Below are 17,727 nucleotides of genomic sequence, written 5' to 3' on the forward strand. Positions count from 1 at the left end.
CGACAGGCCTGCGAACAAGCCGTGCGGCGGCTCGCGCACGCGCCGAAATCTGTTTTGACGCATGGCAATGTTATGCTTTGGGCCTCAATAACTCCTGCGCGCACAGGGCGCGCACCCTGATGGAAATTGCCATATTACTGGCGCTGATCCTGATCAACGGCTTGTTCGCGATGTCCGAGATCGCCTTGATGACGGCCCGCAAGGCCCGCCTTCAGCGACGCATCGAGGATGGCGACCGCGGCGCCATCGAGGCGATGAAGCTGGGCGAAGACCCCACACGCTTTCTGTCGACCGTGCAGATTGGCATTACCTCGATCGGGGTGCTCAACGGTGTGGTTGGCGAATCCACCCTCGCCCAGCCCTTCGGCGTGTGGCTGCAGGGCTTTGGCCTGCAGGCAACCACCGCCGGCTACGTGGCGACCACCATCGTGGTCGCAGGACTGACCTACTTTTCCATCGTATTGGGCGAACTGGTGCCCAAGCGTCTCGGCCAGATGGCGCCCGAATCCATCGCGCGCCTGGTATCGCGCCCGATTTCCTTCCTGGCGCTGGCCTCCACCCCCTTCGTCAAGCTGCTCTCCAGTTCGACCCGGCTGGTGCTGCGCATGCTGGGCGTGAAGAGCGGCCGCGGCCCGGCCGTGACCGAAGAAGAGATCCATGCGCTGCTGGTGGAAGGCTCGGAAGCCGGCGTCATCGAGCAGCACGAGCACACCATGGTGCGCAATGTATTCCGCCTCGATGACCGTCAGCTCACCTCGCTGATGGTGCCGCGCGGCGACGTCGTCTGCCTGGATGTGGAAGTCCCGCTCGAAGAAAACCTGCGCCGCATCGAGGAGTCCGATCACTCGCGTTTCCCGGTGGTGCGCGGCGGCATGCACGACATGCTCGGCGTGGTGAGCGCGCGGCAGTTGCTGGCGCGCCGCCTGCGCGGCGAGCCCACCGACCTGACCGCCGTGCTGCAGACCCCGGTATTCGTGCCGGAGAGCGTGACCGGCATGGAGTTGCTGGAGAACTTCCGCGCCTCCGGCGGCCAGATCGCCTTTGTGATCGACGAGTACGGCGAGGTGCTGGGCCTGGTGACGCTGCAGGACCTGATCGAAGCCATTACCGGTGAGTTCAAGGCCGATGGGGCCGGCGAGGAATGGGCGGTACAGCGTGAAGACGGCTCATGGCTGCTCGATGGCCTGATCCCCATCCCGGAGCTGAAGGATCGCATCGGCCTGCGCCACGTCCCGGAGGAAGACAAGGAGCGCTACCACACGCTGTCCGGCATGCTGCTCCTGCTGCTCGGCAGGCTTCCGCAGACCGGCGACACCGTGCGCTGGGGCGACTGGAAGTTCGAGATCGTCGATATGGACGGCAAGCGCATCGACAAGGTGCTGGCCGCCCGCGTCCCCCCCGAGGATGGCGCCGACGCCGAGACCACCGGCTGACGGGCAAGGGTACGCACGGCGGTTGCCGCGCCCGCGGCGCCGCCGGTTCAGGATTCTTGATCTCCGGCACGCGCCTGCAAATCCGCACTATCCCTGTATCCGCCCTGCTTCGGGCGGCGCCCGCCGTGCCGTATCATCGTGACTGTGCCGTGACATCCCTGAGGCCGGCTGGAGGGTGTACCCCTCCAGCCCCGCAAGGAAGCCACGGCGGTTGCCACGGCCACGGCGTCGCCGGACCGCGGCGCCCATGCTAGCGCGCGGCAAACCACCGCCGCCCACAGGGACCCCTCATGCAGCCTGACGCAGACGGCACTGTCCGCCAGCCAGAGGCGGACTCGCAGGACACAAACGATTTTGCCGCCATGCTGGCGGCGCACCGTCAACAACCCGCCGCCACGCCTCATCTCGTCGTGCTGGTGATTCATCTCGACCGCTTCACGCACGCAAACGAGACGCTCGGCGCGCAGCCGGCCTTGCGCCTGCGCGCGCAAGCGGCGGCACGCATCGCCGCACTGGCGCATCCGGCCGAAATCGCCTGGCTGGGCCAGGCCGACATCGGCGTCATCGTGGCGCTGCCGCCTGGCGGAGCGCCTCCCATGGAAGCCGCGTTGCGCCTGGGGCGTAGCGTGGGCGCCGGCCTGGCGCGACCGTTCCAGCAGGATGGTTTCGAACTGTTCCTCTCCAGCAGTATCGGCGTGGCCATGGACGACCCGGTCAAGCCCGCCGAACGCTGCCTGCATGAAGCGTATGACGCGATGCTGCGCGTGCGCAAACGCGGCGGCGACGGCGTAGCCGGCGACACGGCTGCCGCGTCCCCGCCCCTCGCCACGCCCTTGCTGGCAGCCCTGCCGTACGCCCTCGCCCGCGGGCAGCTCTCGCTGAACCTGCAGGCCCGGGCGTCGCTCGCCACAGCCTGCGTGACCGGCTACACCGTCAGGCTGCGCTGGCAGAGCCCCGAGTTGGGGCGGGTTGCGCCCCAGGACTTCCTGCCTGCACTGGAAGCGCTGGGCCTGATGGGCGATGTCGCCCATTGGCTGATGGAAAATGCCCTGCCCATGCTGGGCTGCACGGGCATCCCCAGCCCGGTGGCGCTGTCTTTTCCGGTTTCCAGCGCGCAATTGCACGGCACCCCCATGATCGACACCCTGCTGCGCACGCTGGAGCAAGAGCAGTTCGACCCCGCCAGGGTCTGCCTGGAGATCCCCGCCGCGGCACTGCCCGCAGGCGATCGGGAGGCCGCCGGCAAGCTGGCGAGGCTGCGGCGCGCTGGACTGCGGTTCGCCTTGAGCGATTTCGCCGAGGCGCCGGACGGCACAGCGACACTGGAGCGGCTGCAACCCGACCTGCTCACGTTCAACGCACGCAGCATCGGCAACGCCGATCAGGCAGGGCCGCCAGGCCAGCGCAATGCCGCCGTGGCCCGGCTGCAGGCGGCTTGCGAGCAGGCGCAGCGCCTTGCTCTGCCGGTTTGCGCCAGGGGGATCGAAACACGCCTTCAGCTTGGTGTGGTGCGCCAGTGGGGGTGCAGCGATATGCAAGGCTACCTGCTGGCCCAACCCTTCCCGGTCCACTGGCTCGCCCAGACGCATGCCGCCATCTGCGCGCGTGCGCGCGAATTGCTTGGCTAGACGGTGTCCTGAGTCTGAATCGGGACACCAGCCCACCTTTGCCTGGCACGAGTGGTTACAAATTGGCGCGCGCCATGCTTCAATAGAGCACGGCCGCAACGGTAGAATTGCGGCGAGATTATTGACCCAAAGGAGTCTGGCGTGAAAAAAGGATGGATCTTCTGCGTTCTGTTTGCCACCTTGCTGGCTGGCTGCAATACCATGGCCGGCCTCGGCCAGGATATCCAAAAGGGCGGGCAGAAGCTCGAAGGCGCTGCCGACCGCAGCAAGTAGCCGCGGCAGCCAGGAAATGCCGGCGGCCATGGGCCCGGCATCGCGCCGGCGGCCCGTCGGCCTGCGCAACCCCGCCGGCAGCAAGGCTGGCTTCGGCAACGGAGCCGCCGCTACAACAGTTCCTCCGGCGTAAACGGCGCCAGCAAGTCGATCCCCAGGCGCCTGGACCATGTCGTGTCCGGCTCGGTGTCCAGCACCACCGCCCTATCCCCCTTGCCATCCACCCACTGCACCGCGCCCCGATCGGACAGGCGCAGCAGGTAGCTGTTGTCGTCGATTGCCCCCGCGAATAGCTGCGCAACCCGGTAGCGCCGGTAGCCGACATGGACGATGGGCGCATCGGTCGCCGCCAGCGGATTGGTCGGCACCCGCAGCTTGACCCCTTGCCTGACCAGCTTCGCCATCCATGCCACCCCCCGGTCGCCCGGGACAAAATACGGGGAGATCAGGATGATCTCCTGGTGCGCATCGCTCGGCATCCGGCCCAGCTCCGCGATCGTGGTATCGATACCCTCCGGCGCCTTGTCGGGCGACGCCTTGTCCGGCGTATCCACCATGCAAGGCGGGATGCACGCGGAGGGGTCCCGCGCCCGGCGTCAGGCCGACTTGCGCAGCGCGGCGGCCTCCTGCGCCAGCGTGCGGATCCGCGCCCAGTCGCCCTTTGCCACGGCGTCCTTTGGTACAACCCACGAGCCGCCCACGCACACTACGTTGGGCAGCGCCAGGTAGGACGGGGCACGGGCCACGTCGATGCCGCCGGTAGGGCAGAAGCGGAGCTGCGCGAAAGGGCCATACAGCGACTTCAGCATCGGCACCCCGCCGGAGGCTTCCGCCGGGAAGAACTTCAGGAACTTGAAGCCGGCCTCCATCGCGGCCATTGCCTCGCTGGCGGTGGCCACCCCGGGCAGCAGCGCCACACCCGCACCCTGCGCGGCCACAGCCAGTGCCGGCGTGAGCCCCGGCGAGACCGCGAACTGCGCGCCGGCGTTGCCGACGGCTTGCAGGTCCGCCGCTGTCAACACCGTGCCTGCCCCAACGCAAGCCTGCGGGAAAGCGGCGGCCACGGCCTTGATGGCATCCAGCGCCACGGGCGTGCGCAGCGTGATTTCCAGCACCGGCAGACCGCCGCCGATCAATGCTTCGGACACATGCAGGGCTTCGTCGACGGAGGAGAACTCAAGTACCGGGATCACCGGCACATTGACAAGGCGTTCGATCAGCGAGGGAGATTGAGTTTGCATGGCAGTTTGTGTTCGGTGAGATCGATGGGTCGATGGGGTCGGGAAAACGTAAGGCTTCAGTTTGCAGGCCAGCATGCGCGGCGGCCCGAGGCCGCCCCGGGCATCAGGCAATACCGTCGCTATCAGGCAATCACGGAAACCGTCTGGGCCATTCGCGCCAGCACGGTTTCGATAAACGGGATCGGAGCCACGGCGCCGTAGCCGGTGGTGGACAGCGCCGCGGCCACGTTGGCATAGCGCGCAGCCTCGAAGGGATCGTCGCCGGCCGCGAGGCGCGCCACGAAGCTGCCGCCGAAGCAATCGCCGGCGCCGGTGGCGTCGAGCGGGTGCACCGGATACGGCGGCACCAGCGAACGGGCTTCCGGGGTCGCCACGTACGCGCCCTCCGCGCCCAGTTTCAGCGCTACCAGGCCGATGCCGCAGTCCAGCAGGTAGTCGGCAATGGCATCGCGGTCATTGAGGCCGGTCAGCACGGTGATGTCGTCCCAGCTCGGCAGGCACACGTCGGTCAGCGCAAAGGCTTCGCGCATGATGCCGCGTGCCCGCGCCAGCGTCCACAGCCGCAGGCGCAGGTTGGTGTCGAGCGTGACCTTGACGCCGGCCTTGCGCGCATGCTCCATCGCCGCCAGGCCCGCATCGCAGGCGCTGGTGCTGATGGCCAGGCTGATGCCGGACACATGCAGGTAGCGCGCCTCGGCGATGGCATGGTGCGGCAGGTTCTCGTGGCTGTAATGACTGGCCGCGGAACCGCTGCGCAGGTAGTCGAAGCGGTGGCCATGCGCGTCGTGGGTGACGAAGTAGACGCCGGTCGGGGCGCCGGCATCGATGCGCACGTGACGGGTATCGACCCGTTCCTGCGTCCACAGCGCCAGCAGCCGTTCGCCGAAGGTGTCCTCGCCCACCGCGCTGATATAGCCGGCGCGCGCGCCTTGCCGCGCAGCGGCGATGCAGAAATTGGAAGTGTCGCCGCCGAACCCCTGCAGGTAGCGGGTGGGATCGTCGGGCTGCTGGTTGAATTCAACCAGCGCTTCGCCGAACGCGAGAATGTCGATGCTCATGGTGCAAGCGCCCCCAGTTGTAGCCGTTGCTGTCATTGCTGTTGCTGCCATTGTCGCTGTCTTCGCCTTGCCGTTGCGCGGCTCAGAAGAACGTCTGCACGAGGTCGATCACGCGCAGGTCCGCGTCGAGCACCGGGATGTGGCGCCACTTGTCGAAGGTCAGGCAGGGATGCGAGATATCGAAGGCGATCATATTGCCCACCTTGACGTCATCGCCCGGGCGGATCTGCAGGTAGGCATGCTGGTCCATCATGCCGGTCACTTCCCAGTGGGCAGGCACCGCCACCGGCGCAGGCGCACCGGGCCGGTACGACTGCGCGGGGATGGGCATGCCGGCATCAAAGGCGGCATCGCGCTTGCCCATGCCGATGATGGCGCGGTCGGGCTCCGGAATCGACTGCACATAGGCCCACAGCTGCAATGCCGGCAACAGCCCCTCGCGCATCTTCTGCGCGACCGGGTTGCTGGCCAGGATGCGTTGCTGCGCGGCGCGGTAGATACCCACATCGTGCGTGAGGTAGCAGCCGGGACGCAGCACGATATCGATCGGCGCGCCGATCTCGGTACGGGCGAACTCCTCCGCCACCACGTCGTACCACGCCGAACCCGCACCCGACATCACCACCGGGCTGCGGCCAAACCGGCCCGCCGCGAAGAGCTCGCGCGTCACCGCCACCGTGCGCCGCAGGAAGTCGCGGATGTCGGCCTCCTCCTTCAACACACCTTCATAGATTTCCACACCCGCCAGGGACAGCACGCCAGGCCAGCGCGCCAATGCCGCCAGCACCGCCGCCTGCTGCGCCGCGTCGCGCACGCCGGTGCGGCCACCGGCCACGCCCAGCTCCAGCAAGACCTGCAGCCGCTGCCCGCGGCCGCTGAAATAGGCGCCGAGCAGGTCCACCAGTTCGGGCGAATCCACCAGGGTGAAGAACTCGAAATCAGGATCGCGCAACAGGTCGGCCACGATCTCCATATTGCGCCGGCCCACCAGTTGGTTGGCCATCAGCACGCGCCGCACGCCATGCGCGTACGCGGCGGCGGTCTGGTGGGCGGTGGCCAGGGTGATGCCCCATGCGCCGGCCGCCAGCTGGCGGGCGAACAGCTTGGGCGCCATGGTGGTCTTGCCGTGCGGCGCCAGCTGCACGCCGTACTCGCCCATGAAGCGGCGCATCCATTCGAGGTTGTGCGCCAGGCGTTCTTCATACAGTACGGCGGCCGGCAGGCTCAGGTCTTCCGCCAGCAGTTGCCAGCCCACCTGGCCGGCGGCATCGGGAGCCAGCGGGGCATCGAGCTTGCCCAACGCCTTGTTGAGCGGATCGATCGTGCCGGTTTGGTACTTTGTTTCACGCATGCTGTCATCACCCTGCAAAAATTCCGATTGACGTAATGATAGCCTTGAATTTACGATATTTCATCCTTGTTATAAAGTAACAATTCTAGCCAAGCACGGGCCACATGCCGATCGGCCCGGGCTGGCGGGGAAACGATGCGAACGGCGGATATCGAGAGGCCGACATCGCCGTTGCGCCCGCCCCTCCCCTTCAAGCCGCCACCCCAGTCCGCCACTCGCCAACCATGTCCGCGCCCTTCGACATCCTGACCCGCATCGCCGAGCGTGGCCCCACGCTGCGCCTGGCCGAGCAGAAAGTCGCCCAGGTGATCCTGCAGGACCTGGCCGGCGCCGCGGCCACCAGCATCAACGAACTGGCACGCCAGGCCGGGGTGAGCGAGGCCAGCGTGACCCGTTTCGCCAAGGCCATCGGCTGCCGCGACGTGCGCGACCTCAAGCTGCGCCTGGCGCAGGCCACCGCGGTAGGCCAGCGTTTCCTGCATGCGCAGAGCGCCCGGACGGCGGAGCCGGCGCCGGCCACGCTGGCCGACAGCATCCACGCGGATATCCTGGACTCTCTTGAGATCAACCGCAAGCTGATCGACCCCGACCATATCGAGCACGCCGCACGCCTGTTGCTGGAGGCGCGCATGGTCTACGCTTTTGGCATGGGTGGCGGCTCGTCCTTCATGGCCGACGAGGCGCGCTACCGGCTGGCCCGCCTGGGCCGTCCCGTGGCCAGCTACCAGGATGCGCTGCTGCAGAAGATGGTGGCGGCCACCTTGCACAAGGACGATGTCGTGCTTGCCTTCTCCGCCACAGGCAACGTGCCCGAGATGCTCGCCAGCTGCGATATCGCCCGCGAATATGGCGCCAGGCTGGTCGCGGTGACCGCGCTGGGCTCGCCGCTGGCGGGCCGTGCCGACGTGCTGCTTCCGGTGCGCACGCTGGAGACCGATTTTATTTTCAAGCCTTCGGCCTCACGCTACGCCATGTTGCTGGTGGTGGACGTGCTGGCCACCCAGCTCGCCCTGCTGCAGCAGGACCAGAGCCAGGACCGGCTGCGCCGGCTCAAATACGTGCTCGACGCGCACCGGGGCAACACGGCCGGACCGGATAGCCCGGACAACCGCCAGCCGCTCGGAGACTGACCATGCCTGAACTGTTCGACACCCTGATCCGCGGCGCGACCGTGCTTGACGGCTCCGGCGCCGAAGCGCGCCTGGCCGACGTCGCGCTGCGCGCCGGCCGTATCGCCCGCATTGCCATGCTGGAGGACGACGCGGAGCGCATCGACCCCGGCAGCGCCGGGCATGTCGTGCAAGGCGAAGGGCTGGTGCTGGCCCCCGGCTTTATCGACGTGCACACCCACGACGACACCAATGTGGTCCGGCAGCCCGAGATGACGCCCAAGCTCTCGCAGGGCGTCACCACCGTGATCGTCGGCAACTGCGGCATCAGCGCCGCGCCGGTGACGCTGCACGGCGAGCCGCCGGACCCGATGAACCTGCTGGGCACCGCCGACGCCTTCCGCTATCCGGACTTCGGCGCCTACGCGGAGGCCGTGCGGGCCGCGCAGCCGGCTGTCAACGTGGCGGCCCTGGTGGGCCATACCGCACTGCGCAGCAATCATATGGACCGGCTGGACCGCACCGCCACCCCGGCCGAGATCGCCGCCATGCGCGCGCAGCTGGAAGAAGCGCTGGATCATGGCGCGCTTGGCCTGTCCACCGGCCTTGCCTATGCCAATGCCTTTTCGGCCAGCACGGACGAAGTGCTGGCGCTGGCCGAACCCCTGGCCCGCGCCGGCGCGCTCTATGCCACGCACCTGCGCAGCGAGTTCGCCGAAATCCTGGAGGCCATGGACGAAGCCTTCCGCATCGGCCGCCACGCCCGCGTGCCGGTGGTGATCTCGCACCTGAAGTGCGCCGGCGTGGACAACTGGGGCCGCAGCGGCGAAGTGCTGGACGCGCTCGAGCGCGCCGAGCGCTGGCAACCCATCGGCTGCGACTGCTATCCGTACACCGCCAGCTCCTCCACGCTGGATATCAAGCAGGTCACCAGCGATTTCGACATCATGGTGACCTGGTCCGAGTCCCACCCGGAGATGGGCGGCCGGCTGCTGGCCGATATCGCGGCCGACTGGGCGCTCGGGCTGGAGGACGCCGCGCGCCGCCTGCAGCCGGCCGGCGCCGTCTACCACTGCATGGAAGACGCGGACGTGGACCGCATCCTCAGCCACCCGGCTACGGTGGTGGGTTCGGACGGCCTGCCCAACGACCCGTTGCCACACCCCCGGCTGTGGGGCGCCTTTCCACGTGTGCTGGGCCATTACGCCCGCGACCGCGAACTATTTCCGCTGGCCGTGGCGGTCAACAAGATGACCGGCCTGTCGGCGGAGCGCTTCGGACTGGCCGAACGCGGCTTCGTGCGCGAAGGCTATTGGGCGGACCTGGTCTTGTTCGATGCCGCCACCATCCGCGACGCCGCCAGCTTCACCGACCCCATGCAGCCAGCCGAAGGCATCGCCGCGGTGTGGGTCAACGGCGAGCTGTCGTGGCGCCAGCGCAAGCCGACCGGCGCGCGCGCGGGCCGTTTCCTCGCCCGCGGCAGGCCCGCCGGCGCGAACGCCGCAGCGTCTGCGCAATAGGGTAACCCGCATCCGGCAACGCGCAGGCAGCCCCGCGCATCCGGCAACAACGCATCTGCAATCTCTTTCAGGAACAGGAGTCCCCATGGATATCAAACGATTTGGCGTGGAAGGCGGTGCCGGCACCGGCGGCCAGCACATGCCCTTTGCCCGTGCCGTACAAGCCGACGGCTGGCTCTACGTGTCCGGCCAGGTGCCGATGGTCGCCGGCGAGGTGATCGACGGCGGCATCGTGCCCCAGACCCACCAGGCCATCAAGAACGTGCTGGCCATCCTGGCCGAAGCCGGCTACGGCACCGAACATATCGTGCGCTGCGGCGTGTGGCTGGACGACGCGCGCGACTTTGCCTCTTTCAACAAGATATTCAAGGAATACTTCGGCGCCAACCCGCCCGCGCGCGCCTGCGTGCAGTCGAGCATGGTGGTCGACTGCAAGGTGGAAGTCGACTGCATCGCCTACAAGAAGCCGGTGGCCTGAGCCATGGCCGGCCAGTCCCGCGGGACAGCCGGCCTGCCAACAATTCCAAAACCGGCCGCCGCCAGCGCGGCCCTTTTCATAGCGGACGCGGGGGAGCCCCGCCGGATTGCCGGCGGACCCCGCACAAAGGAGACAATATGGGCGCCGTAACAGGAACCACACTCTTGCTGTACGCGCTGATCGCCGTGATCGCACTGGTCGTGCTGATCGCGCGCTTCAAGCTCAATCCCTTCATCACCCTGGTGGTGGTTTCCGTGCTGCTCGGCTTTGCCGTCGGCATGCCGATGGGCGACATCGTCAAGTCCTTCGAAGCCGGCGTGGGCGGCACCCTTGGCCATATCGCGCTGGTGGTGGGCCTGGGCACCATGCTGGGCAAGATGATGGCAGAATCCGGCGGCGCCGAGCGCATCGCGCGCACCCTGATCGATTTCTTCGGCGAGAAGAACGTGCACTGGGCCATGGTCACCATTGCCTTTATCGTCGGCCTGCCGGTGTTCTTCGAGGTAGGCTTCGTGCTGCTGGTGCCGATCGCCTTCAACGTGGCCAAGCGCACGGGCACCTCCATGGTGCTGGTGGGTATCCCCATGGTGGCCGGCCTGTCGGTGGTGCACGGCCTGATTCCGCCGCACCCCGCCGCCCTGCTGGCGGTGACCGCGTACAAGGCGGATATCGGCAAGACCATCATGTACGCGCTGATCGTCGGCATCCCGACCGCCGCCATCGCCGGCCCGCTGTTCGCCAAGCTGATGGACCGCTACGTGAAGCTGCCGGACATCAATCCGCTGGCCGCGCAGTTCACCGAAGAAGACGAAAGCGTCAAGGCATCGCACCAGTTGCCCGGCTTCGGCATTACGCTGTTCACCATTCTGCTGCCCGTGTTCCTGATGCTGATCGGCAGCTGGGCTGACGTGATCAGCACGCCCAAGACCTTCCTCAACGACTTTCTCAAGCTGATCGGCAACTCGGTCATCGCCCTGCTGATCGCGGCGCTGGTGAGCTTCTACACCTTCGGCAAGGCGCGCGGCTTCACCCGCGAGAACATCCTCAAGTTCACCAACGAATGCGTGGCGCCCACCGCCATCATCACGCTGGTGGTCGGCGCGGGCGGCGGCTTTGGCCGCGTGCTGCGCGACTCGGGCATCTCCAACGCCATTGTCGATGTGGCCACGGGCGCGCATGTGTCGGTACTGCTGCTGGGCTGGCTGGTGGCCGTGCTGATCCGCATCGCCACCGGTTCCGCCACCGTCGCCATGACCACCGCGGCCGGCATCGTCGCCCCGATCGCCGCCAGCGTGCCGGGCACCCGGCCGGAACTGCTGGTGCTGACCACCGGCGCCGGCTCGCTGATCCTGTCGCACGTGAATGACGGCGGCTTCTGGCTGGTCAAGGAGTATTTCAATATGACCGTGGCCCAGACGTTCAAGACCTGGTCGGTCTGCGAAACGCTGATCTCGGTGATCGCCCTGCTGCTGACGCTGGCGCTCGCCACTGTGGTCTGATCGTCCGGCGGGTTGATCCGTCCGTTCGTCCGCAAAGCGTCGCTGGACGCCTGCCTGGGGGGAGGAGGCACTCGCAGTGCCCCTCCCTTTTTTGCGCATTTCCTTGTGTCGACTACCGGGCGTCATCGTGACCCGTGGTGCTCTTCCGGCCGAGATTGTGCCGAGATGTGCTAATGTGTGCACCGCAACAATCGCTGTTGTCACGCCAGCCGGCAGCCCCGACGCTATCGGGCCGGGTCTCTGGCATGCCTTGTCATCCCGTCCGCGGCCCATGACATGTCACAATTCTTTCTTATTGGGAAGCAGGTAAGGCTTCCCCCCTCAGCGATAGAATCGAGCCCTAACCGGAGGAAAAAAACTATGCCGAAAAAGCCAAGGAAAACCGAGGAAGCCATCCCGGCCACCACCACGGCGCAAGGCCTGATCGCCCTGCTCGACCATATAGCCAACGCCACCGCGCAAGGCCAGCTGGATCCCGAGTTCTCCCGCAAGCTGGGCAAGCGTACCCGCAAGGAAGCCGACAGCCTGATCGAAGCCGAGGCGTTCTCCACCGCGCACGCCGCTGCGGTCAAGGCTGCCCTGGCTACGCTGGAAGAAGCCGTATCGAATAGCGAAGGCGGCCTGCTGGGCAAAGCCGTGAAGCGCCTGCGCGACGCCGACAGGCGCACGGAGGAAGCCGCCAAGTAAGCCACCCCGCCCCCTGGGCGCGGGAACGTTGCACTGCCCCATGCGCTGTGGCTCCACATGCGTGGCACGCACGAATTGCCTCCTATCCGGGGCACATAGCCGGACGCGGTCCGGGCCTTGTGGGGATAGGGGGCGGACAATGGCATCCATCCTTGCGCCGGCAGGTGCGGCAAGAGAGGGAGCGGGCCGTGCACACGGCTCGGTGCGAAGTCAGGGAGCCGTGTCCTGGACAGCGCCGTTCCGGGCCTCACGGCACCAGTTGGATATCGCCCGGAGCCTGCGGCGGCAGCTTGATCGCGAGGACCTTGAACTCGCCGCTGGCCGGTACGGAACCCGCATGGACGGTGCCTTTGGGGATAATGATCAGGTCGCCGGCGTGGATCTGCCGCTGCTCGTTCCCCAGCCAGAATGTGCCGCTCCCCGAAATGACATACTGGATTTCATCGGAGCCCGCATGGGTATGCTTGGGCACATTGCCGGACTGCACCGCGATGGTCCCCGATGGCGTCGCGACCAGGCCCTTTGAACACAGCGTCCCCAAGTTCGGGACCTGTGCGCCGATATCGGCATCGGTCATGGCCGCCACGTCGATGATCTGCGCCGATAACGTCGGAGGCGGCGTCTGCGCCACTGCCGGCGTGGCCAGGCGGGACACAAGAAAACCGCAAGCAAATGCGGCCGGAATGGCAGCAAGAGTGGCAAAGCGACGCATGCTCGTTTCTCCTTTCGTTGTCTGCTGGTGTTGTGCGGTGCAATAGCGGCATGATGGCGCTGCGTTGCCATCGGATTGTCGCACCGGCGAACAGCTTGCCTGAGACCGGGAGAAACCCTGAACGAGAACGGGGGCAGGGCCGCCCCACCCTCGATCCGTCGGGTGAAGCGCTCGGGGGGCGCCGCCTCATTTACAATGCCGGACGTTTCTCGTGTCCTAACCTAGTCTCGGCATCTCAAAAGCAGGGTCTCCATGATCATCAAACCACGCGTGCGCGGCTTCATCTGCGTTACTACCCATCCGGCTGGCTGCGAAGCCAACGTCAAGGAACAGATCGAGTACGTCACCGCAGGCGGACCTATCGCCAACGGGCCCAAGAAAGTGCTGGTGATCGGCGCATCGACCGGCTACGGACTTGCCGCCCGCATCGCAGCCGCATTTGGTTCCGGTGCCGATACCCTCGGTGTGTTCTTCGAACGTCCCGGCAGCGACAGCAAACCGGGTACGCCTGGCTGGTACAACACGGCCGCTTTCGATAAGTTTGCCACGGCGAAAGGCCTGTACGCGAAGAGCATCAACGGGGATGGTTTTTCGGACGAGATCAAGCAGAAGACGATCGACGTCATCAGGCAGGATCTCGGACAGGTCGACCTGGTTGTCTATAGCCTCGCCGCGCCGAGAAGGACGCACCCGAAGACCGGCGAGGTTTTCAACTCGACGCTGAAACCCATCGGCAAGGCAGTCAGCCTGCGCGGCCTCGATACCGACAAGGAAATCGTCAAAGAGTCCGTCCTGGAACCGGCCACGCAAAGCGAGATCGACAACACGGTTGCGGTGATGGGCGGCGAAGACTGGCAGATGTGGATCGACGCGCTACTCGAGGCGGGCGTCCTCGCCGACGGCGCGAAGACTACCGCTTTCACCTACCTCGGCGAAAAGATAACGCACGACATCTACTGGAACGGATCCATCGGCGCAGCCAAGAAAGACCTGGATCAAAAGGTCCTCGGTATCCGCGGCCGCCTGTCCGCCACCGGCGGCGATGCCCGCGTCTCCGTATTGAAAGCCGTGGTCACGCAGGCAAGCTCCGCCATTCCGATGATGTCGCTTTACCTGTCGCTGCTGTTCAAGGTCATGAAGGAGCAAGGCACGCACGAGGGCTGCATCGAGCAGGTCTACGGACTCTACAAGGACAGCCTGTACGGCGAGGCTCCGTGCCTGGATCAGGAGGGGCGCCTGCGCGCGGATTACAAGGAACTGCATCCGGATGTCCAGAGCCGCGTACAGCAACTCTGGAATCAGGTCACCAGCGATAACATCTATGAGCTAACCGATTTTGCCGGGTACAAGAAGGAATTCCTGCGCCTCTTCGGCTTCGAGATCGATGGCGTGAACTATGAGGCCGACGTGAATCCAGACGTGGCGATTCCCAATCTCGTCTAGGTTCAGCCAAACGGCTTGGAGAAATCACACTCCAAGCCGTTTTATTGCCGATGCTCACGGGGCCTTCGCGCAAGCCGGAAGGGCTTCACCCGATGTCCCGTCCCACCAGGGCTGCCGGCGCGCCGGAATCACTTGCTGCGATCGTGGCCGTCGCCGCCCAGCGGATCGACGATGATCATGGTGCGATCCAGTACCCCGCGGTCGTCAAAGTAAGCGCTGAAGTGCGCCGGCTGGTAGGCGCCCACATAGAGCCGGTAGGACCATGCCTCGCGCTTCATGAGCGGATAGTACTGGACTGGCTCGCGCGGCAGGCCAAAACGCTCTGCCACGTCATGCTTGGTCCAGATGCCCGGCCGTGCCTCGTAGATCTCCTTCTCCGTCAGCATCTGACGGAATCTGACCAGGTTTCCGGCGGCGTCGAAATCCGCCGCGTAGACGTCGAATCCGAGCGGCTGCTTCGAGTAGATCCAGCGGCTGGTGCCGCCGGCGAGTTGATAAGTCTCCGTGGGCGCGCCGAAGGTGCCGCGCACGGCGCTTTCCGGGCTGCCTATCATTTTCTGCGCGGTCTGGACTGGCTCCAGGGACGCACAGGCACACAGCGCGGCCGCGGCCAGCGCCGCGCCCATCCATCTGGCTAAGTGATATTGCATGACCATCCTCCAGCATCGACGCGGATCGCGTTCTCGGGGCCAGGAACCCTTTCAGCATAGTTCACGCACGTGCACCTGCCTGCGCGCCCTGCCCCTGAGTAAACGCTTTGGGAGGGGAGAATATTCCATCGCACGGAAACAAGCAGTGCAGGCGCCGCTTGGTGCGCGGAGCAGCAAGCGAACATCGGGCGGCGGCGCAATGTGTTCAGTAGTGTTCGTTTACGTTGCGGAAGGGGCCAAACTTGGCGCGCTGGTATGCCCGTGGTGACTGACCGGCGAAGTGCTCGGGGATGGCAAAACCCTGTGGACGCAATGCCGCATCGGGGTAAAGCTTGGCACGATTCGGGTTATGCCTGCGTGGCGTGGCGTCGTCGTTCACATAAGCAGCGATATCGAGCGCCTCCGCGGCAGTGAGTTGCGGCTTGTCATGGCTGGCTCCCAAGGGCATGGATGCACGGATGTATCGTGCCAGCAACGGCACAGCAAACATATGGCCGGCGTTGTCATAGGTGTCGTCGCCTGTCAGCGGGGGAAACAGGTAGCCACCACCATTGTTGAAATCGGCCTTGCGCTGGCCAGTGGCATCCGCACCATGGCAGGCCTGGCATTTTGTGGCAAACAGCTTTTGGCCGCGCAGTGGGTCGGCAGCGCGCGGCATGGCGTCCATCGGCATCAGCCCTGCCCCGTCCATGGCAGCACCTGGCCGGGTGTCCCGGGCCAGCCAGCGCAAGTAGGCCATGATGGACTGGAACTCAGGGGTATCGGCCAGGATGGGCACGCTGCCCGCGCCAAACATGCCCAATGCCCGTTGCTCCAGCGAGATGATTTTTCCCGACTTGATGTCGAACTTCGGGTAGTCATTGACCGCGTTGACCAGAGGCAGCGCGAACTTCTTGCTGCCGGGCAAGCCCGATGGACCGGCCTGATGGCAGTTGACGCAGTTCAGGCTATTCCAGTTCATGCGCTTGGTTTCATCGGGAGCCAGTTTGCCCACGCGGCGCGAAGTGTTCCGCAGCAGGTCGATGCCGTCGCGGATCTGGTCGCCTTCGGGGCCAGCAGGGATGCGCGCCTCGTCGGGTTCGCGCCATGGCTGCTGCGGCCGTGCGGCATAGCGCGCCAGCAGGACCCGGGCTTCGCTCGCGGGCAAGCTGTCGCCCACGCGATACGGGGTGATATCGAAAGCCTGGGCGAGTCCGCAGGCGCACCAGAACAGCAGAGGCAAAGCTCGGCCCATGTGCTTACTCCGTGAAGTCGTGACAATCGGGGTTGCGTTGGCGCGCGAGCCAAAACAACTTGTCCGGCGCCGGCTCGCTCACCTGAAAGCCAGATTCCTCTGCTCCTCCACCCGCCCTTCCCGGCGCATGAGCTCACCGCGAACCATCCCGCATTCGCCGGCGCGAGATCGATGTCGAGCGCTGGGTCCCTGTTACCCGCCATCGTCGTGAGCGCAGGCGCGCTCAGGTGCCACAATGGCCACGCGATATCTATCGAGCCACGCGGCAATGGGTCAGCTTGATGCTGGGCACAATTGCGCCGGGCAGATAGCCTTCGTTCAAACAGTCGATCAGGAATTCGTTGGACGATTTGAACGCAACGATTTCCTTGTTTGCAAATTTTGACTTCAATGCCTCGCGCGCCTCTACATCAAAGGACGTATCAAATTTGTGCCCATCCGCGGTATAAGCACCGAAATAAGTGGTGGTAGGCGAGGATCCCATGGCGATGACACGGCCGGTAAACGCGATGCGCTTGTGATCAAATCGCTTGGCCGCCGCGACAGGATCCGCCGTATAGGCAGCAATGATCTCGGAAAATTCCATCTTCAATACGGGTGCGTTCAGCTTGCCTTCCGCCTGCGATTGCGCCGGATAAACGGTGAAAAGAAATGCCGCCAGGAGCGCGGAGGTCAGCGCGGAATTTTTGCGTGTCATCGGCTTGAATACCATCATTGTTAAAAAAGACAATATCATATGCCACATTGCTTTTGCTATTTCATTGTCTCGCGGCTACATCCCCTTTATTCGCGCACAACCCTGCTACGCAGCCCCGCCAGGATCAACGATGCCGCCACCCTGGCATCAACGAGCGCCGAATCGATAACAACCCGATTCGTCTTCCATGGCTCATATTCGTGGCGGAGTACCGACGCCCAGGTCGGCAGGACGTGCCCGGGAATATCGGCGCTGCGCCCTTCCACGCGCCTTCGATGTTCCGCCGCATCCGAGCATACGATTTCCACCTCGATCAAGCCCGAAGACGTGCTGGCAGCGACGTCCCGCCATGCCTCGCGAGTGACCGCCAGCGGATTGACGGAGTCCGCCACCACCGTCAGGCCAAGCGCGAGATTGGACCTGGCCAGCTCGTAGGCAACGAGGTAGCCCAGCGGGCCAACCTCCCCGGCAAGCGCGTTTGACGAGTGGAGGGCCTGCTCGATGGTGTCGATGCGTAGATAAACCGCGGAACAATGCGCAACCAGCTCGCGCGCTATAGTGGTCTTGCCCGTGCCTGGCAGACCGCCGAGAACAATCAGCATATTCGTCCTTTGGGTCGTCAAACAACGCCATGAGGGACCTGACGCCCGATCCCCTCATGTGAATCCTAGCCGAACGGCCGTTTGCGGCCGGGCCACGGCAGCGGGGTCAGGG

The 17,727-nt window shown here is 65.5% G+C and carries 18 protein-coding genes; 9 read left to right on the forward strand and 9 right to left on the reverse strand.

Going from position 1 to position 17,727, the window contains the following annotated elements; all coding sequences use genetic code 11:
- Positions 1 to 119: 119 nt before the first annotated feature.
- The 3 genes from P3W85_RS13490 to P3W85_RS13500 all read left to right on the forward strand — a co-directional run bounded on the left by P3W85_RS13490 (position 120) and on the right by P3W85_RS13500 (position 3,334).
- Entirely contained in the window at positions 120 to 1,433 is a 1,314-nt protein-coding gene (locus tag P3W85_RS13490; RefSeq protein WP_035818258.1) for a hemolysin family protein, read from the forward strand.
- Positions 1,434 to 1,723: 290 nt separating this feature from the next.
- Entirely contained in the window at positions 1,724 to 3,061 is a 1,338-nt protein-coding gene (locus tag P3W85_RS13495) for a GGDEF domain-containing phosphodiesterase (protein WP_276265151.1), read from the forward strand.
- Positions 3,062 to 3,202: 141 nt separating this feature from the next.
- Complete coding sequence (locus P3W85_RS13500) at positions 3,203 to 3,334, forward strand: entericidin A/B family lipoprotein (RefSeq protein ID WP_006163387.1); 132 nt, start codon at positions 3,203 to 3,205, stop codon at positions 3,332 to 3,334.
- A 110-nt stretch (positions 3,335 to 3,444) separates the two neighbouring features.
- Here the strand turns inward: P3W85_RS13500 and P3W85_RS13505 are convergent, their stop codons facing one another.
- The 4 genes from P3W85_RS13505 to P3W85_RS13520 all read right to left on the reverse strand — a co-directional run bounded on the left by P3W85_RS13505 (position 3,445) and on the right by P3W85_RS13520 (position 6,984).
- On the reverse strand, positions 3,445 to 3,891 hold the full coding sequence (locus P3W85_RS13505) for a hypothetical protein (protein ID WP_276265152.1): 447 nt from the start codon (positions 3,889 to 3,891) through the stop codon (positions 3,445 to 3,447).
- A gap of 39 nt (positions 3,892 to 3,930) precedes the next feature.
- Positions 3,931 to 4,575: a bifunctional 4-hydroxy-2-oxoglutarate aldolase/2-dehydro-3-deoxy-phosphogluconate aldolase gene (gene eda / locus P3W85_RS13510; protein ID WP_276265153.1), complete on the reverse strand. Its 645-nt coding sequence runs from the start codon at positions 4,573 to 4,575 to the stop codon at positions 3,931 to 3,933.
- Between the two features lie 122 nt (positions 4,576 to 4,697).
- A complete protein-coding gene (locus P3W85_RS13515; RefSeq protein ID WP_276265154.1) occupies positions 4,698 to 5,633 on the reverse strand; it encodes a sugar kinase in 936 nt (311 codons plus the stop codon).
- An 82-nt stretch (positions 5,634 to 5,715) separates the two neighbouring features.
- A complete protein-coding gene (locus P3W85_RS13520) occupies positions 5,716 to 6,984 on the reverse strand; it encodes an amino acid deaminase (RefSeq protein ID WP_276265155.1) in 1,269 nt (422 codons plus the stop codon).
- A 224-nt stretch (positions 6,985 to 7,208) separates the two neighbouring features.
- Here P3W85_RS13520 and P3W85_RS13525 point away from each other — a divergent pair, with 224 nt between their 5' ends.
- From P3W85_RS13525 to P3W85_RS13545, 5 genes are all read left to right on the forward strand, one after another.
- Positions 7,209 to 8,114: a MurR/RpiR family transcriptional regulator gene (locus P3W85_RS13525; RefSeq protein ID WP_276265156.1), complete on the forward strand. Its 906-nt coding sequence runs from the start codon at positions 7,209 to 7,211 to the stop codon at positions 8,112 to 8,114.
- A gap of 2 nt (positions 8,115 to 8,116) precedes the next feature.
- Positions 8,117 to 9,613: an N-acyl-D-amino-acid deacylase family protein gene (locus P3W85_RS13530; protein ID WP_276265157.1), complete on the forward strand. Its 1,497-nt coding sequence runs from the start codon at positions 8,117 to 8,119 to the stop codon at positions 9,611 to 9,613.
- 85 nt (positions 9,614 to 9,698) lie between these two features.
- A complete protein-coding gene (locus P3W85_RS13535) occupies positions 9,699 to 10,091 on the forward strand; it encodes a RidA family protein (protein ID WP_017226075.1) in 393 nt (130 codons plus the stop codon).
- A gap of 137 nt (positions 10,092 to 10,228) precedes the next feature.
- Positions 10,229 to 11,590: a GntP family permease gene (locus tag P3W85_RS13540; protein WP_035809987.1), complete on the forward strand. Its 1,362-nt coding sequence runs from the start codon at positions 10,229 to 10,231 to the stop codon at positions 11,588 to 11,590.
- 360 nt (positions 11,591 to 11,950) lie between these two features.
- A complete protein-coding gene (locus P3W85_RS13545) occupies positions 11,951 to 12,277 on the forward strand; it encodes a hypothetical protein (protein ID WP_017226077.1) in 327 nt (108 codons plus the stop codon).
- Positions 12,278 to 12,524: 247 nt separating this feature from the next.
- Here the strand turns inward: P3W85_RS13545 and P3W85_RS13550 are convergent, their stop codons facing one another.
- Positions 12,525 to 12,989, reverse strand: coding sequence for a cupin domain-containing protein (locus P3W85_RS13550; RefSeq protein WP_276265158.1), 465 nt, complete (start codon positions 12,987 to 12,989; stop codon positions 12,525 to 12,527).
- A 252-nt stretch (positions 12,990 to 13,241) separates the two neighbouring features.
- Here P3W85_RS13550 and fabV point away from each other — a divergent pair, with 252 nt between their 5' ends.
- Complete coding sequence (gene fabV, locus P3W85_RS13555; RefSeq protein ID WP_017226079.1) at positions 13,242 to 14,432, forward strand: enoyl-ACP reductase FabV; 1,191 nt, start codon at positions 13,242 to 13,244, stop codon at positions 14,430 to 14,432.
- A gap of 128 nt (positions 14,433 to 14,560) precedes the next feature.
- Here fabV and P3W85_RS13560 read toward each other — a convergent pair whose 3' ends face one another.
- The 4 genes from P3W85_RS13560 to P3W85_RS13575 all read right to left on the reverse strand — a co-directional run bounded on the left by P3W85_RS13560 (position 14,561) and on the right by P3W85_RS13575 (position 17,615).
- The gene (locus P3W85_RS13560) at positions 14,561 to 15,082 is read right to left on the reverse strand and encodes a hypothetical protein (protein WP_276265159.1); all 522 of its coding nucleotides are present in this window, start codon (positions 15,080 to 15,082) and stop codon (positions 14,561 to 14,563) included.
- A gap of 205 nt (positions 15,083 to 15,287) precedes the next feature.
- On the reverse strand, positions 15,288 to 16,316 hold the full coding sequence (locus P3W85_RS13565) for a c-type cytochrome (protein WP_276265160.1): 1,029 nt from the start codon (positions 16,314 to 16,316) through the stop codon (positions 15,288 to 15,290).
- Positions 16,317 to 16,566: 250 nt separating this feature from the next.
- Entirely contained in the window at positions 16,567 to 17,061 is a 495-nt protein-coding gene (locus P3W85_RS13570; protein WP_276265161.1) for a hypothetical protein, read from the reverse strand.
- 38 nt (positions 17,062 to 17,099) lie between these two features.
- A complete protein-coding gene (locus P3W85_RS13575) occupies positions 17,100 to 17,615 on the reverse strand; it encodes an AAA family ATPase (RefSeq protein WP_276265162.1) in 516 nt (171 codons plus the stop codon).
- Between the last annotated feature and the right edge of the window lie 112 nt (positions 17,616 to 17,727).

This window comes from Cupriavidus basilensis (assembly GCF_029335485.1).
GTDB classification, from domain to species: domain Bacteria; phylum Pseudomonadota; class Gammaproteobacteria; order Burkholderiales; family Burkholderiaceae; genus Cupriavidus; species Cupriavidus basilensis_E.